The 16,054-nt window shown below is 57.2% G+C and carries 18 protein-coding genes and 1 tRNA gene; 13 read left to right on the top strand and 6 right to left on the bottom strand.

Features of this window, described 5'->3' with window-relative positions; translation table 11 throughout:
* Positions 1-33: 33 nt before the first annotated feature.
* Both AC2FJE_RS05335 and cobO read left to right on the top strand, forming a co-directional pair.
* Positions 34-969 carry a DMT family transporter gene (locus AC2FJE_RS05335; protein ID WP_496755442.1) on the top strand — a complete coding sequence of 312 codons (936 nt, stop codon included), beginning with the start codon at positions 34-36 and terminating at the stop codon, positions 967-969.
* A gap of 57 nt (positions 970-1,026) precedes the next feature.
* On the top strand, positions 1,027-1,626 hold the full coding sequence (gene cobO / locus AC2FJE_RS05340) for a cob(I)yrinic acid a,c-diamide adenosyltransferase (RefSeq protein ID WP_496721281.1): 600 nt from the start codon (positions 1,027-1,029) through the stop codon (positions 1,624-1,626).
* 37 nt (positions 1,627-1,663) lie between these two features.
* Here cobO and AC2FJE_RS05345 read toward each other — a convergent pair whose 3' ends face one another.
* The 4 genes from AC2FJE_RS05345 to AC2FJE_RS05360 form a co-directional block, all read right to left on the bottom strand.
* Positions 1,664-1,861: a hypothetical protein gene (locus AC2FJE_RS05345; RefSeq protein WP_496755443.1), complete on the bottom strand. Its 198-nt coding sequence runs from the start codon at positions 1,859-1,861 to the stop codon at positions 1,664-1,666.
* Positions 1,862-2,234: 373 nt separating this feature from the next.
* On the bottom strand, positions 2,235-2,600 hold the full coding sequence (locus AC2FJE_RS05350; protein WP_496755444.1) for an SPW repeat domain-containing protein: 366 nt from the start codon (positions 2,598-2,600) through the stop codon (positions 2,235-2,237).
* A gap of 109 nt (positions 2,601-2,709) precedes the next feature.
* A complete protein-coding gene (locus tag AC2FJE_RS05355) occupies positions 2,710-3,660 on the bottom strand; it encodes an AraC family transcriptional regulator (RefSeq protein ID WP_496755534.1) in 951 nt (316 codons plus the stop codon).
* 128 nt (positions 3,661-3,788) lie between these two features.
* Positions 3,789-4,655: a branched-chain amino acid aminotransferase gene (locus tag AC2FJE_RS05360; RefSeq protein WP_282119717.1), complete on the bottom strand. Its 867-nt coding sequence runs from the start codon at positions 4,653-4,655 to the stop codon at positions 3,789-3,791.
* 158 nt (positions 4,656-4,813) lie between these two features.
* On the opposite strand from AC2FJE_RS05360, the gene AC2FJE_RS05365 reads away from it, so the two are divergent.
* From AC2FJE_RS05365 to AC2FJE_RS05395, 7 genes are all read left to right on the top strand, one after another.
* Positions 4,814-5,326, top strand: coding sequence for a MarR family winged helix-turn-helix transcriptional regulator (locus AC2FJE_RS05365; RefSeq protein ID WP_058272723.1), 513 nt, complete (start codon positions 4,814-4,816; stop codon positions 5,324-5,326).
* On the top strand, positions 5,323-6,024 hold the full coding sequence (locus AC2FJE_RS05370) for a response regulator (protein WP_058272724.1): 702 nt from the start codon (positions 5,323-5,325) through the stop codon (positions 6,022-6,024). The genes AC2FJE_RS05365 and AC2FJE_RS05370 overlap by 4 nt, the downstream gene beginning before the upstream one ends.
* A gap of 69 nt (positions 6,025-6,093) precedes the next feature.
* Entirely contained in the window at positions 6,094-7,020 is a 927-nt protein-coding gene (locus tag AC2FJE_RS05375) for a histone deacetylase family protein (protein WP_282119718.1), read from the top strand.
* Positions 7,017-7,259 (top strand): exodeoxyribonuclease VII small subunit, encoded by a 243-nt coding sequence (locus AC2FJE_RS05380; RefSeq protein ID WP_058272726.1) that lies wholly within the window; start codon positions 7,017-7,019, stop codon positions 7,257-7,259. The genes AC2FJE_RS05375 and AC2FJE_RS05380 overlap by 4 nt, the downstream gene beginning before the upstream one ends.
* Entirely contained in the window at positions 7,260-8,126 is an 867-nt protein-coding gene (locus tag AC2FJE_RS05385) for a polyprenyl synthetase family protein (RefSeq protein WP_496755445.1), read from the top strand.
* A gap of 14 nt (positions 8,127-8,140) precedes the next feature.
* Positions 8,141-10,069, top strand: a complete 1,929-nt coding sequence (gene dxs, locus AC2FJE_RS05390) for a 1-deoxy-D-xylulose-5-phosphate synthase (RefSeq protein WP_496760727.1) — start codon at positions 8,141-8,143, stop codon at positions 10,067-10,069.
* A 213-nt stretch (positions 10,070-10,282) separates the two neighbouring features.
* A complete protein-coding gene (locus AC2FJE_RS05395; protein ID WP_159090026.1) occupies positions 10,283-10,717 on the top strand; it encodes a hypothetical protein in 435 nt (144 codons plus the stop codon).
* 78 nt (positions 10,718-10,795) lie between these two features.
* Here the strand turns inward: AC2FJE_RS05395 and bfr are convergent, their stop codons facing one another.
* Both bfr and AC2FJE_RS05405 read right to left on the bottom strand, forming a co-directional pair.
* Entirely contained in the window at positions 10,796-11,281 is a 486-nt protein-coding gene (bfr, locus tag AC2FJE_RS05400) for a bacterioferritin (RefSeq protein ID WP_108860610.1), read from the bottom strand.
* A 359-nt stretch (positions 11,282-11,640) separates the two neighbouring features.
* Positions 11,641-11,716: transfer RNA gene (locus AC2FJE_RS05405), tRNA-Thr, on the bottom strand.
* A 223-nt stretch (positions 11,717-11,939) separates the two neighbouring features.
* On the opposite strand from AC2FJE_RS05405, the gene AC2FJE_RS05410 reads away from it, so the two are divergent.
* Genes AC2FJE_RS05410 through arsB form a run of 4 tightly spaced genes read left to right on the top strand, consistent with a single transcriptional unit; the run spans position 11,940 to position 16,049 of the window.
* Positions 11,940-12,773 (top strand): arsenate reductase/protein-tyrosine-phosphatase family protein, encoded by an 834-nt coding sequence (locus tag AC2FJE_RS05410; RefSeq protein WP_496697450.1) that lies wholly within the window; start codon positions 11,940-11,942, stop codon positions 12,771-12,773.
* Positions 12,770-13,768 carry an ArsJ-associated glyceraldehyde-3-phosphate dehydrogenase gene (locus tag AC2FJE_RS05415; protein ID WP_496755447.1) on the top strand — a complete coding sequence of 333 codons (999 nt, stop codon included), beginning with the start codon at positions 12,770-12,772 and terminating at the stop codon, positions 13,766-13,768. Before AC2FJE_RS05410 ends, AC2FJE_RS05415 begins: the two co-directional genes overlap by 4 nt.
* On the top strand, positions 13,765-15,030 hold the full coding sequence (gene arsJ / locus AC2FJE_RS05420; protein ID WP_496755448.1) for an organoarsenical effux MFS transporter ArsJ: 1,266 nt from the start codon (positions 13,765-13,767) through the stop codon (positions 15,028-15,030). The genes AC2FJE_RS05415 and arsJ overlap by 4 nt, the downstream gene beginning before the upstream one ends.
* On the top strand, positions 15,027-16,049 hold the full coding sequence (arsB, locus tag AC2FJE_RS05425) for an ACR3 family arsenite efflux transporter (RefSeq protein WP_496697456.1): 1,023 nt from the start codon (positions 15,027-15,029) through the stop codon (positions 16,047-16,049). The genes arsJ and arsB overlap by 4 nt, the downstream gene beginning before the upstream one ends.
* The last annotated feature ends 5 nt before the right edge of the window (positions 16,050-16,054 follow it).

The following is a 16,054-nucleotide window of genomic DNA, read 5'->3' on the forward strand; positions in this document are numbered from 1 at the left end:
ATCTTTCCCCGCCAAAAGCGCAGGTTCGCGCCGATGGCAAAACCCTTAACATCGCATCGACCTTTGCTGGCCGTCGCTCTGAAAACGAGCGCGGTGTTTTTGTTCACGGTCATGGCGGCGATTGTCAAAGCGCAGTCCGATCACTTCCCACCTGGCGAGATGGTGTTTTTCCGGTCCCTTTTTGCCATTCCGGTGATTGTCATCTGGCTGATGGCGCGCGGAGAATTGGCGCAAGGGTTCAAAGCCCGCAAACCTTCGGGTCATTTCTGGCGCGGCGTGTTGGGCACCACGGCGATGGGGCTTACATTTACCGGCCTTGGCTTGATCCCGCTGCCCGAAGCGACGGCGATCGGCTATGCCACCCCGATTTTCACCCTGATCCTTGCCGCGGTGATGTTAGGCGAACGCATCCGTAAGATCAGAATCGCGGCCGTGTCCATCGGGCTTTTGGGTGTCCTGATCATGATCTGGCCCAGACTGGGTGGCAACAACATGGAAGCTGCTGCCACCTTCGGCGCATTGTGTATTCTGGGTGCGACCGTTGCCCGGGCCTTTGTGCAGATCCACATCCGGCAGTTGGTGCAGGTCGACCATCCTGCGGCCATTGTCTTCTATTTCTCGATGACGGCGACCATCCTGTCCGGGCTGACCGTCTTTTGGGGGTGGGTCATGCCCACATGGGAACAGGCAGGCTTTTTGATTCTGGCTGGTCTGATCGGAGGTGTGGCGCAGATTCTGGTGACTTCGTCCTATCGGTTTGGGCAGGCTTCGATGCTGGCGCCCTATGATTACACCTCGATGCTGTTTGCCATCGTCATTGGTTATGTCTGGTTCAGTGAACTGCCAACGCTGGTCATGCTGGCCGGAGCGGCGCTGGTGATTGTGGGGAACGTCGTGGTGATCTGGCGCGAACATCAACTGGGCTTGGAGCGCGGCAAGGCGCGCGCGGTCACGGATCCCAAAGCCTGACCTTTACCTTTGCAGAACTTCCCCTAGGGTGTGCCCAACACAAGATGAGGGTTTCCCATGAGCGACGCACAGGACCACAAGGAAAAGATGCAAAAGGTGCAGGCCCAGCACCGCAAGAAAGTGTCCGAGGCAGTTGATCCGGACCGCGGGCTGGTGCTGATCAACACTGGCAAGGGTAAGGGTAAGTCCTCGGCCGCGTTCGGGGTCGTGATCCGTGCGCTGGGTTGGGGCCAGAAGGTCGGCGTTGTTCAATTCATCAAAGGCAAGTGGAAAACCGGCGAACGTCGCTTTTTCGAAGAACGCGATCTGGTGACATGGCACACGATGGGCGAAGGTTTCACCTGGGACACTCAGGATCGTGAGCGCGACATTGCCGCCGCAAACGCCGCCTTTGACAAGGCACGCGCCCTCATGTCCAGCGGTGACTACGATCTAGTCGTTTTGGACGAGATCAACATCGCGCTTCGGTACGAATACCTGTCGGTTGAACAGGTGATCGATGGGCTGAAAGAACGGTCTGACAAGACCAGCGTGTTCCTGACGGGTCGGGACGCACCTCAGGCGTTGCGGGACTATGCCGATCTGGTCACCGAGATGACCGAGGAAAAGCATCCGTTTCAAGCCGGAATCAAAGCCCAGCGCGGCGTGGATTTCTGAGCATCAGGGTCTAAACAGCCCCCCCCTTCAGGGGCTGTTAAGCTGGCGGGTTTTCGTTGAGAAACCTGACCGATCCGCGTCGACACGCAGCGCTGGCCGGCAGCGGTTGCGCGGCCCCGTCGCCTTTGGTTGCCTTGGACTTGTCGACATAGGCGCAATAATCGTCGTCACAGCAACACCCGCAAGCGGTGGCCGCTTCGTGCCGCGCCATGATTTCGTCAAGTGAGTCACCCATCGTCATTTCCTGTTGCGCGTGTCGTTTCCGAGGCGGTGGCGCGCTCTCACCAAGCTATACGCTAAGCCCGCAGACCGCCTCGAAACCCCGTGCTGGATGCTAACACATCTGGCTTTGATCTTTATCTGATTATTTTTGTCGGAATTTGCAAGATCAAAATAACACTTCCTGGATAACCCCGCAGTTGATCTGCCGTGGACGAAATTATGTCAGTCGTTTTGAGAAAACCAACTTCCTGAAAACTCCCTTTTTAGGCCCACATATTCTGGCAAATGCCGCGATAAACAGACCAGAGAGCCGCCTGTCGATGAGACAAGCGGCTCTGGGATTTGGGCAATTCACGTTGTTGCGGTGAACCCAAGGTGCGTCAGGTTCAGGCCGTAACACCCTGCTCTGGCGCGCTAAGCGAGATGACAGCGACCACAGCAGCACCGTTCAGCCAGTAAAAGATCGCATCCATTCCTGAAAACCCAAAAAGGCTGGGCGCGGCCAGGAAAACAACGCCGACCAGAAGATCGACCGCCAAGTGAAAGTTGTAGGGAAGAACGCGCCAGATCCCCAAATGGTGATCCGTCAACACCGTCAAAACAAACGCCGCGACGCCGGTGACCACCGACAGCCACAACGCCATCGGGTTGGAGTGCCCCAGTCCAAGCAAAAAGGGCAGCCCCATCAGCGCAAAGGCAACAGGGTAGTCCAGATAAGCGTGAATATTGCGGGTGACAAAGCGGAGAGACATGAGAGTTCCTTTCCTGATATGGGATGACCTCAAACTAGGAAAGGAACTCAGAACGTTTAATTCCGGATCGTTCGCGAAACGTTGCAGATCGTCCAGAGTTTCAATTCGATCAGTGCATTGATCGATAGGCGGCTGGCGATACGCCAACCTGTTTCTTGAACACCCGTGAAAAGGCGGCTTCCGAGGCATAGCCGACCTCGGCCGCGGCATCGGCCACGTTCCAGCGTGCCTCAGTCAGTCCGTGACACGCAATCTGCATCCTCCAATCGGTCAGATATTGCATGGGCGTTGTCCCCATCTTCTCTGCGAATAGCTGTGCGAACGCAGTGCGAGACATTCCGGCCTCACGTGCCAGAGACTCGACGCTCCACTCTTGCGCGGGCGAATGATGAAACGCAGTCAATGCACGTGAAATGCGGGAATCGGCGAACCCGGCAAGCGCGGTGTCGCTGGGGCTTTGATGTTCTAGATGGGCGCGGATGGCCTGCGCGAACAGGACCTCGGACAGTTTCAGCGCTATAAGGTCACCACCGATCCGCGCGCCATTGATCTCGGACCCGATCATACGCAGGGTGGCTTCGATCCAGGCTCCGGCTTCCTCGCCATAGTTTTCGATCAGGATGTATGGGGGAAGCCGATCAATCAGCATATGCCCTGTTCCCTGTCGCCCCGGCGGCCCGGTGAAAGAGAAATGACCGCAGATCAATTGCGTATCGCGGCTTTTGTCTTCGCCGCCATAGATCAGAACCCCGTCGCCCTTGTACCCAGCCTCTTCCAACACCTGTTCAAGCGGCAGGGCATCCAACGGTTGAACCTCATTGCACAATAACGCGTGGGCGGATCCGTGCGGGATCACGATCAGGTCCCCTTGCTTCAATCGCAAGGTTTGTCCTGTGTTAGAGACGAATACTTTCAGCTCTCCGCGCTGTACAAAGTGAAATCTGGCCACATTTTGATAGGCCGGCACCTGTATACCGAAGGGCGGCGTGAAAGAGGTTCGAAAGTAAAACGTGCCCTTCAAGGACAGGCGGGTGAGAATATCGCTAAGCAGATCCAACATTGGATTAAGATAGCCGCGGCTGCGCGTTCGTCCAGCCATGCGGACGATCTGCAAGTCTTTATGAACAAATGGCAATGAAAAAGCCCCCGCGATAGCGCGAGGGCTTCTGTCAATGCATCAGAGTGTTATCAGGCGCGGACCAGTGCCTCATAATCGGCAGCGATCTCGCGGGTCAGGTCTCCGACCTCAAACGTATAATCGCCGATCTGTCCCACCGGGGTCACCTCGGCTGCGGTGCCAGTCAGCCAGCACTGTTCGAAATCCGCCATTTCCTCGGGCTTGATGCGGCGCTCGTGGACGGTGATACCTTTGTTTTTCAGCATCTGAATGACGGTCTGACGGGTGATCCCGTTCAGGAAGCAATCAGCCAGAGGTGTATGTACCTCACCATCTTTTACGAAGAACACATTCGCACCTGTCGCTTCGGCCACGTAACCGCGCCAATCCATGAACAGCGCGTCCGAGCAGCCCTTGGCCTCGGCCTTATGCTTCGAGATGGTGCAGATCATGTACAGACCCGCCGCCTTGGCGTGCACCGGAATAGTTTCCGGGCTGGGGCGTTTCCATTCTGCGATATCCAGCTTGGCACCCTGCATCTTGGCGTCACCATAATAGGCACCCCAAGGCCACACGGCGACGGCCATCCGGACCGGGTTCTTGGCTGATGCCACACCCATGTCTTCCCCGGAGCCACGCCAGACCAGCGCACGGACATAGGCGTCCTGCAGACCGCTGGCTTTCAGCGCTTCGTCCTTGGCGGCCTCGATGTCATCCACCGAATAGGGCATAGGCATGTCCAGCGCTTCGGCCGAGGCAATCAAACGCTCAGAATGTTCGCGACTTTTGAAAATCTTGCCGTTATAAGCACGTTCACCTTCGAACACCGAAGACGCATAGTGCATCGCGTGGGACAGGATATGCACATTGGCTTCGCGCCAGGGCACAAGTTTGCCATCCAACCAGATGACGCCATCACGATCATCATACCCCGCCATGCGAAACCTCCTGACATGGGATCAATTTCCGATTATTGCGTAAATTAAGTCCACATCGGACATAAAGTTGCGCAAAAACTGCGATTCGATACCCGTCCACTCTTGGAATGTCAATAACGCTGACATAAACTCGGGTCGAGTAACGAATGAGGCATACTATGTCGGATACCCGCCCCGCCCCAGCCTTTGGTGGCGAGAGCCTGTTGTTTTTGACCGACGAACAGTTGCGGCAGGGGATCGAGGCGATGTTTTTCGCCTATCGCGGCTTTACCGCAGATCCTGATCGCATACTGACCGAAATGGCCTATGGACGGGCGCACCACCGGGCAATCCACTTCATCAACCGCGCGCCGGGTACGACTGTCAACAACCTTCTGGCCATTCTGGGCGTAACAAAACAGTCTCTGAACAGGGTTTTGCGGACGTTGATCGACGACGGTCTGGTCGAAAGCCGGGTCGGATCAGTGGACAAACGCGAAAGACACCTATTTCTGACAGAACAGGGCAAGGCGCTAGAGGCCAAACTGTCTGAGGCCCAGCGCGTCCGAATGCGTGCGGCGTACAAAAAGGCGGGACCCGAGGCTGTGTCGGGGTTTCGTAAAGTGCTTGAAGCAATGATGGATGCTGATATGCGTCATGCCTATACGAAACTGCGGGATACCACCTCATGAACGAAATGGATGCCCATCTGCTGATCGTCGACGATGACGAGCGCATTCGCGATCTGTTGAAGAAGTTTCTGATGCGGAACGGATTTCTGGTCACCGCTGCAAGGGATGCAGCACATGCACGGCGGGTGCTTTCGGGGTTGGATTTCGACATGATCGTGCTGGACGTGATGATGCCCGGCGAGGATGGGGTCAGCCTGACCAAGGCGCTGCGCGAAACCCATACCACTCCTATCCTGCTTTTGACCGCGCGCGGCGAAACCGAACATCGCATTGCCGGGCTTGAGGCCGGTGCGGATGACTACTTAGCCAAACCGTTCGAGCCAAAAGAGCTGTTGTTGCGGATCAATGCAATCCTGCGGCGGATGCCGGAAACGCCTGCGCAGGACGCGACGGCGAAGATACTGCATCTTGGTCCGATCCGGTACGATATCGAGCGTGGCGAGATGTGGCAGGGCGAAGACCCGGTGCGCCTGACGGCGACCGAAAGCCAGTTGATGAAGATTTTCTCGGCCCAGCCCGGAGAGCCGATCAGCCGAACCAAACTGGTCGAAGATCTGGGCCGCGACAAGGGTCAGGCGCAGGAACGCGCAGTGGACGTTCAGATCACCCGTCTGCGCCGCAAAATCGAACAGGACCCCAAGCAGCCGCGTTACCTGCAGACCGTCCGCGGCGCCGGATATATGCTGGCACCAGATTGATTCAGCCGTGGCGCGGCGCTTTCTTGCCTTGGGCGAGGATAATTATGGCCAGATGAAGATGGGATCCCGATGACAACCGCCCTTTTGACCCACGCCGATTGCCTTGATCACGTGACACCGCAAGGTCACCCCGAGAGGGTGGCGCGGTTAGAGCATATTCTGCATGCGTTAGAAGGCTTGGAACTGACACGTGTAACCGCCCCTTTGGCGGCGGATGACGACCTGCTGCGCGTGCATCCGGAAAGCCATATCCGTGAAATCCGAAATAACAGACCCTCCGATGGCTTCAAACAGATTGACGGCGACACCTTCATGTCTCCGGGGTCGGTGGACGCGGCTTACCGGGCTGCCGGTGCGGTTGTGCGGGCGGTAGATATGGTTTTGGGTGGCGAAGCCTCGAATGCGTTTTGCGCCATCCGCCCGCCCGGTCACCATGCCGAAACCGAAACGGCAATGGGGTTCTGCCTGTTTGGAAACGCCGCGCTGGCGGCCAAGCACGCATTGGATCATCATGGATTGAAACGCGTAGCCGTCGTCGATTTCGACGTTCACCACGGAAACGGCACGCAGGATCTGCTGTGGGACGAAAGACGTGCACTGGTGATCACCAGCCAGCAAATGCCGCTGTGGCCCGGATCGGGGCGCCCGGATGAAACCGGCGCTTATGAGACCGTTTTGAACATCCCGCTGGCACCCGGCACTGGTGGGACCGAGATGCGGACAGCTTACGAAACGCAAGCCTTCCCGAGACTGCGCGCATTCAAGCCGGAACTGATCATCATCTCGGCAGGTTTTGATGCGCATCAGGACGATCCGCTGGCCAACTTGAACTGGTCTACAGGCGATTTTGCCTGGGTTACCGCTGAGCTGTGCAAGATCGCCGATGAGCTGTGTGAAGGTCGTATCGTCTCGACTTTGGAGGGCGGGTATGATCTGAACGCCCTTGCCGAGGCCACTCGTGCCCATGTGGAAGAACTGATGAAGGCAGCCCGATGACCGATACTCCTGTTGATCAGATGACATTCGAACAAGCGATGAAAGAGCTTGAGGCCGTTGTCGGCCAGTTGGAGCGTGGTGACGTGGCGCTGGATCAGTCCATTGCGCTGTATGAGCGCGGTGCCGCGTTGAAGAAACGCTGCGAAGACGAATTGAAGCGGGCTGAAGAAAAGGTCGCAGCCATTACTTTGGATGCCAATGGGCAGCCAACCGGGACGACGCCTGTCGAAGGTCAGTAAATGTTCAAGGAAATTCTGGCGCAGGACGCCTCGCGGATTCAGGCTCAGTTCGATCTGGTCCTGAGCGCGCTGGACGAATTGGATGTTACCCGGGCGATGGCCTACACCACGCAGGGCGGCAAGCGATTGCGTGGGTTTCTCGTGATGGAAAGCGCGCGGATGCATGGCATCGACTCAACACAGGCAATCTGGCCTGCGACAGGCATCGAAGCCCTGCACGCCTATTCGCTGGTCCATGATGACCTTCCCTGCATGGACGATGACGATCTGCGACGTGGACGTCCGACCGTGCACTTAAAGTGGGACGAAGGCACCGCCGTTCTGGCCGGTGATGCCCTGCAGACATTGGCCTTTGAGCTGTGCACCCGGCCCGAGGTCGGAATTGCAGAGGTTCGTGCTGAATTGGCTCTAACCCTGGCCCAAGCAAGCGGTGCGCAGGGAATGGTGCTGGGGCAAGCGCTGGATATGGCGGCTGAAACAGCGGCCGCACCGCTGACACTGGAGCAGATCACCACGCTGCAGGCGGGCAAAACCGGTGCTCTGATTGAATGGTCCGCCTGCGCCGGTGCGCGTTTGGCCCAGGCAGATCCCGAACCCTTGCGCCAATATGCCCAGGCGCTTGGCCTTGCTTTTCAGATCGCTGATGACATTCTGGATATTGAAGGTGATGCCGAGAAGGCCGGCAAACGATTGCAAAAGGACGCCGAGGCGGGCAAGGCCACGTTTGTTTCGCTTTTGGGCCTGAACGCCGCGAAATCCCGCGCCGCAGAATTGGTTGATCAGGCCTGCGCCGCGCTGGATGGATACGGTGCCAAGGCTGAAACCTTGAAGGACGCGGCACGCTTCGTTATTGCCCGGGACAGCTAAGCCAGGAACGCCACATGTCTGACCACCCGAATACGCCCCTACTGGACCTTGTGAACCGCCCTGCGGATCTCAAGCAGTTTTCGGACGCGCAGTTGCATCAGGTGGCGCAGGAATTGCGGACCGAGACAATATCGGCCGTGTCCGTCACCGGTGGACATCTGGGCGCGGGTCTGGGCGTGGTCGAATTGACGACCGCCCTGCACGCCGTGTTCGACACGCCGCGCGACAAGATCATCTGGGACGTTGGTCATCAGTGCTATCCACACAAAATCCTGACCGAACGGCGCGACCGTATCCGTACGCTTCGCATGAAGGACGGGCTGAGCGGCTTCACCAAGCGCAGCGAAAGCCCCTATGACCCGTTTGGCGCAGCACACAGCTCAACCTCGATCAGTGCCGCGCTGGGGTTTGCCGTTGCGCGCGATCTGGGCGGTGTGACGCCCGAGGGATTGGGTGACGCGATTGCCGTGATCGGTGACGGTTCAATGTCTGCAGGCATGGCCTTTGAGGCGATGAACAACGCCGGACACCTGAAGAAACGCCTGATCGTCATTCTCAATGACAATGAAATGAGCATTGCACCGCCGGTTGGTGCCCTGTCCAATTACCTGTCCCGAATTTACGCTGAAGAGCCGTTCCATGATCTGAAAGCCGCTGCCAAGGGTGCGGTGTCCCTGTTGCCGGAACCCTTCCGCGAGGGCGCCAAGCGCGCCAAGGAGATGCTCAAGGGCATGGCCGTGGGCGGCACATTGTTTGAGGAGCTGGGCTTTTCCTATCTCGGCCCGATCGACGGGCACGATATGGATCAGCTGTTGCCTGTCCTGCGCACGGTCAAGGCCCGCGCCACGGGCCCGATCCTGATCCACGTGCTGACAAAGAAGGGCAAGGGGTATGCCCCAGCCGAGCAGGCCCGCGACAAAGGCCATGCGACAGCGAAGTTCGACGTCGTCACGGGCGAGCAGAAGAAAGCTCCCTCAAACGCACCGTCTTACACATCGGTCTTTGGCAAAACGCTGGTGGAAGAGGCCGCGCGCGATGACAAGATCGTTGCGGTCACCGCCGCGATGCCCGACGGCACCGGGCTGAACTTGTTTGCGGAACGCTACCCTTCACGCTGTTTCGATGTGGCGATTGCCGAACAGCACGGCGTGACCTTCGCCGCCGCTCTCGCCGCCGGCGGGATGAAGCCCTTCTGCGCAATTTATTCAACCTTTTTGCAGCGCGGGTACGATCAGGTCGTGCATGACGTAGCCATTCAGCGCCTGCCTGTTCGATTTGCGATCGACCGTGCGGGTTTGGTGGGCGCGGATGGCGCGACCCATGCGGGGTCGTTCGATATCGCCTATTTGTCCAACCTGCCCGGCATCGTGGTCATGGCCGCAGCGGATGAGGCCGAGCTGGTGCATATGGTGGCCACAGCCGTCGCGCATAATGAAGGCCCGATTGCGTTCCGCTATCCTCGCGGCGAAGGTGTCGGCGTCGACTTGCCGGAACGTGGCGAGGTTCTGGAAATCGGCAAAGGCCGGATCATCCAAGAAGGCGCGCGGGTCGCACTGTTGTCCTTCGGGACACGGCTGGCCGAAGTACAGAAAGCGGCCGAAGCTTTGACTGCGCGTGGGATCACCCCCACTATCGCTGATGCTCGATTTGCCAAGCCCTTGGACCACGACCTGATTTTGGATCTGGCCGCCAACCACGAGGCGTTGATCACCATTGAAGAAGGTGCCATAGGCGGCTTTGGCAGCCATGTTGCCCAGCTTTTGGCCGATGAGGGCGTCTTTGACCAGGGTCTCAAGTATCGCTCGATGGTTCTGCCTGATACCTTTATCGAACAGGCCAACCCCGCAGATATGTATACAGTAGCGGGCCTGAATGCCGAACAGATCGAGGCCAAAGTGCTATCTGTTCTAGGTGTAGCAACCATCGGCGAAAAACGCGCCTGAGGCACGACGCTAACCAACTGAATTTCACCGTTGTTTGAAAATCCGTAAGCACCGTTTTTGGCGTAATTTTCGGAAAGCCGTCGAATTCATCCGGTTTCGGGTGAGTCCTTGAGAACACAGAAACCACTTGCGTCCCGGCGCGCCGTTCCTGCACGCCCGCTTTTCTGATAGTGGTAAGAAAAACGAAAACTCCACCCTTGAGCAGGCGGGCGGATGAGAAACACGATAGCAGCGTTGGCGACGCTCGTTCTGATGAGTATGCCGGCAAGTTCAAAAGAGATTCAGGTTGGCAATGATCCGGGTGGGCGGATTGTGGATCGTATGGTTCAGATCGAAATCGCCAACCGGACAAACGCGCAGTTTCAAATCATCGGAGATTTTTGCCACTCTAGCTGCACCATGCTGCTGGGTGCGGACGAAGTTTGCGTTTCGCCCGAAACTATCTTTGGCTTTCATGGCCCCCATCGCTCGAACCGAAAGAAAATGACGGCAGATGAGTTCGACAGGAAAAGCGCGTCACTGTCCAGCTACTACCCAAACCCGGTCAGAAACTGGTTCATGTCCAAAGCGCGGTTTGCCGGACCAAATGAGCTTTTGTTCGTGACCGGTGAGTACCTGATAGGTCTCGGCGTGCAGGAATGTGCTTAGGGCAACGACGCCCTAATCCTGCAACCACCCGCTGAAAGGAACCCCAATGCCCACGGCCATTGTCGCCAACACGACCACCTATTCGGCGTCTTCCATTTTGGTTGCATTGAGTTGAGCGAAAAGTTCGGGCCCGACGCGATCATACAGTTCGATCTGAGTCTCCAGAAAGTCGATATGACCTTCCTCATCCGACATCAGGCTTTCGAACAATCCCATCGAGACATAGTCTCCTGCCTCTTTGCAGACATCCCGCGCCTCTTTGTAGAGCGCGCGCGCGCTTTGTTCCGCCGCCAGATCGCATTCCAGCGTTTCCCGGGGGTTTTCGCCGATCCGCAGGGGATCAAGTTTTTGCAGGTTGGGATGACCTTCCAGGAAAATGATCCGCTCGATCAGTTTGTCGGCGTGTTCCATCTCTTCAATGGATTCTTCTCGACTTTTCTTGGCCATGCTGCCAAGGCCCCAATCGTCTTGCAGGCGATAATGCAACCAGTATTGGCTGACGGCTGTTAGTTCGTGGCGCAGAGCTTTGTTCAGGTATTCAATTACCTTTTTGTCACCTTTCATGATGAAACTCCTTGGCTTTGTCTAAGAATTGGCGTGGAAACAACTTTTTAAGCTGAATGCTACCACCAGAGCAGCTTAACCCAAAACCTTCAAATATCTGTTTTAAAACAGGTAATTGAAAATTTCCTGACGATTCTCGTTTGAATCAGAACCCGTCACTTGAAAGCGTTTTTCCACCGCACATACGATTCCCTGATACCTGCTTACCGATCGCAAGCATGGCCCTTGCGGATCAAAATCACGCAGGCAAATAGCTACGGAGATTGAGCTGCGCTAGCATCCGATGATAGCCCGCAGGATCAAACCAAAAGTGAGATACGAGGTAGGCCGCTAGTTTAGCTTAACTATCCAAGGGAAAGTGGTGCCTCAAGAGGGACTCGAACCCCCGACCTTGTCCTTACGAAGGACCTGCTCTACCAGCTGAGCTATTGAGGCAAGCGACGGTTCCTTTAAACCCTCGGGCAGATGCGTGCAAGTCTCGATATCCTCGGACGCCTACCGGTGTGTGATGGTGATTCCCGCAGCTCAGATCGCTTGAAGCCCATTCCATCACCACGCTCCAGCAAGAATATCACGCCTGCTCCAACGCTTACGCGCACCTTCGATGGCCATGTATTTTCGGTTGACTGGGTTGTCTTATTTTAATATTTCATGAAATATGATAGAACAGATAACAGACCAATTGGCCATCCTGGGTCATCCGCAGCGTATCCTTGTGTTTCGCATGCTCATGCGACGTTTTCCTGACAGTGTTCCGGCGGGCGAGTTGGCGGCGGAGCTCGACGTGAAGGCCAGCACCTTGTCGAACTATCTGAACGCGCTTCAGCGTTCCGGGCTGGTCAAGCAGGAACGTTCCGGGACATCTCTGCTCTATTCGATTGAAATGAAAAACGTGCAGCAGATGCTCGACTATCTGATTGTCGATTGCTGTCGCGGTCGCCCTGATATCTGCATGCCGTTTGCTCAGGGAAATAAGGCGGCGACGGATCGGAAATTCAACGTCTTGTTTTTGTGTGTGGGCAATTCTGCCCGGTCGATTTTTGCGGAATCCCTGCTGCGCACGCTGGGAGGTGACCGGTTCAACGTTTTCTCGGCCGGCACGCAACCCACATCCGAGCTCAACCCGATGGCCGTGCAAGTTCTGGACGACAAAGGACATGACACATCCATCCTGCGGTCCAAGAACATGTCCGAGTTTGCAACCCCCGGCGCGCCCGAGATGGACTTCGTCTTCACGGTCTGCAATCAGGCCGCGAATGAGGAATGCCCCGCTTGGGAAGGCCAGCCAATCAGTGGCCATTGGGGCATGCCGGACCCGGTCAGGGCCGAGGGCACGGATGCCGAAAGAAGCCTTGCATTTCAACATGCATATGGCGCGCTCAAGCGCCGGATTGAGGCCTTTACGTCTTTGCCGGTCGAAAGCCTCGACCGGATCGCACTGCAAACTGCTGTTGATGACATCGGCAGGACGCCCACTGAGGACATGAAATGACGACTTATGCTGTGAACGGATTGGGCCGGATGGGGAAACTGGCCTTGAAACCGCTGCTCGACAAAGGCGCAAAGATCGCCTGGATCAATGACGCAATAGGCGATCCCGAAATGCACGCGCACCTGCTGGAGTTTGACACTGTTCATGGGCGCTGGGATGCCGCGTTCGTGCATGACGCCGACAGCGTTACGATCAACGGCACCCGCCTACCCTTTATCGGCACCAGAGATCTGGCGGAACTACCGCTGGACGGTGTCGATGTGGTGATCGACTGCACCGGTGTTTTCAAGACCCAGGCCAAGCTGGCCCCCTATTTCGAAGCGGGTGTTAAGAAGGTTGTTGTCTCGGCCCCGGTCAAAGATGGCCCGACCGCCAACATCGTTATGGGCGTGAACGAGGCCACTTATGATCCGGATGTCCACAGCATCGTGACGGCGGCCTCGTGCACCACGAATTGTCTGGCCCCAGTGGTCAAGGTCATCCACGAAAACCTTGGTATTCGCCACGGGTCGATGACCACAATTCACGACGTGACCAACACGCAAACCATCGTGGACCGCCCCGCCAAAGATCTGCGCAGGGCGCGATCTGCTTTGAACTCTCTGATCCCGACCACCACCGGGTCGGCCACGGCAATCACGCTGATCTACCCAGAACTCAAGGGGCGGCTGAACGGCCACGCGGTGAGGGTTCCCTTGCTGAATGCCTCGCTGACCGACTGCGTCTTCGAGGTTGAGCGTGAAACCACAGTCGAAGAGGTCAACGCGCTTTTCAAGGCAGCGGCCGAAGGTGAGTTGAAAGATATCCTTGGCTATGAGACGCGGCCGCTGGTTTCGACCGACTACACCAACGACGAACGGTCCTCGATTGTGGATGCGCCTTCGACCATGGTGGTGAACGGCACGCAGGTGAAGATCTATGCGTGGTACGACAATGAAATGGGTTACGCCCATCGTCTGGTCGACGTTGCCCTGATGGTTGGTGCATCGCTGTGACCCAAAGGTCCGAAGGTATGTCGGCCTATATCACGGTCACAGCAGCCTATTGGGCCTTCATGCTGACCGACGGGGCCCTGCGTATGCTGGTGCTGCTGCACTTTCATAGCATGGGATTCTCGCCGGTTCAGTTGGCATATCTGTTTGTTCTGTATGAGATCGCCGGCATGGGCACGAACCTTGCCGCCGGTTGGATCGCGGCGCGGTTCGGGCTGACCTCGACGCTTTATGCAGGGCTGGCACTGCAGATTGCAGCGTTGCTGGTTCTTACGCAACTAGACCCTAATTGGGCGATCCCGGTAAAAGTTGTCTTTGTGATGATTGTGCAAGGGGCCAGTGGGGTTGCAAAGGACCTGGCTAAGATGTCCTCAAAATCCGCCGTCAAACTGCTGGCCCCGACCGAGGGCGGAGGGTTGTTTCGCTGGGTCGCGATTTTGACCGGCTCGAAGAACGCTGTGAAAGGGTTTGGGTTTCTGCTTGGGGCGGCACTGTTGGCGACAGTGGGCTTCATGTGGGCTGTTCTGGCAATGGCGATCATACTTGCCGCATTCCTCGTCGCCGTCATCCTGTTCATGCCGACCGGTCTGCCCAAAGGGCGCAAAGGCGCCAAATTCTCCGAGGTCTTTTCAAAATCCGCCAATGTGAACTGGCTATCCGCCGCTCGTGTCTTCCTGTTTGGGGCGCGGGACGTGTGGGTCGTGGTCGGCATACCGATCTATTTCTACGCGGTGCTGTCGGACGGAACCGAGGATGGCAACCGTGCCGCATTCTTCATGATCGGCACGTTCATGGCCGTTTGGGTCATACTTTACGGTGCTGTTCAGGCCAGCGCGCCGAAAATCCTGCGTGCAAAGGAACGCTCGGAAGGGGATCTGATCCACGCTGCCAAGAATTGGGCCGCGGCGCTGTTTTGCGTGCCTGCTACCCTGACCATCGCGGTTCTTCTCTCATCCGGCCCCGAGACATGGCTGACCGTTACGCTGGTTGTGGGCCTATTGGCATTTGGGGCAATCTTCGCCGTCAATTCGGCGCTGCATTCATACCTCATCCTGGCCTTCACCAAGTCCGAGCGTGTGACGATGGATGTGGGGTTTTACTACATGGCCAATGCGACTGGCCGCCTGGTCGGCACTGTCCTATCGGGACTTACCTTTCAGATTGGCGGGCTTTCACTGGTTCTGGGCACCGCTGCTGCTATGGTCGCGCTGGCCGCCCTGACATCCGGCAAACTAACCGACCAGACGAATGAGGCATATACATGAGCATTTTCGAACGCTACCTGACCGTCTGGGTCGCGCTGGCCATGGTTGGCGGCGTATTGATCGGACTGGTTGCACCCGGCCTGGTTCAACTGATCGCCTCGGCCGAAGTGGCCAGCGTCAATCTGGTCGTGGCCTTGCTGATCTGGGCGATGGTCTACCCCATGATGGTCGGTGTGGATTTCGGCGCAGTGGCGGGCGTTGCACGCCAGCCACGCGGGCTGATCGTGACGCTGGTGGTCAACTGGCTGATCAAACCATTCACCATGGCCTTTCTGGCAGTTCTGTTCTTTGAACACGTCTTTGCACCATGGATCGAACCTGAAGACGCGGCTCAATACACCGCCGGGCTGATCCTGCTAGGTGCAGCACCGTGCACCGCCATGGTGTTCGTCTGGTCTCAGCTGACCAAGGGCGATGCGACCTATACGCTGGTGCAGGTTTCCGTAAACGACTTGATCATGGTGGTGGCATTCGCCCCAATCGTGGCCTTTCTGTTGGGCGTGACCGACATTCAGGTTCCATGGCAGACACTGGTTCTGGCAACTGTGTTGTATGTGGTATTACCGCTGATCGCCGGCCTGATAACGCGGCGTACCTTGGGATCGCCCCAGGCCATCGACGCATTTTCCGCACGTGTCAAACCGTGGTCGGTCATGGGCTTGATCGCCACTGTCGTCATTCTGTTCGGCTTGCAGGGACAGACTATTCTGGCCAAACCGCTAGTGATCGTCCTGATCGCGGTACCAATTCTGATACAGAGCTACGGCATCTTTGCCCTGGCTTATGGTGCAGCCTATGCCCTAAAGGTGCCGCACCGGATCGCCGCACCCTGCGCAATGATTGGCACGTCCAATTTTTTTGAGCTGGCTGTCGCTGTAGCCATCAGCCTGTTCGGATTGAACTCGGGCGCGGCACTAGCAACGGTTGTCGGCGTTCTGGTTGAAGTTCCGGTCATGCTGTCACTGGTCGCATTTGCAAACCGCACACGCGCGCGGTTCCCCGAACCCGCGCCGTCGTAAACCTA

Source organism: Ruegeria sp. CDSC002 (assembly GCF_059610905.1).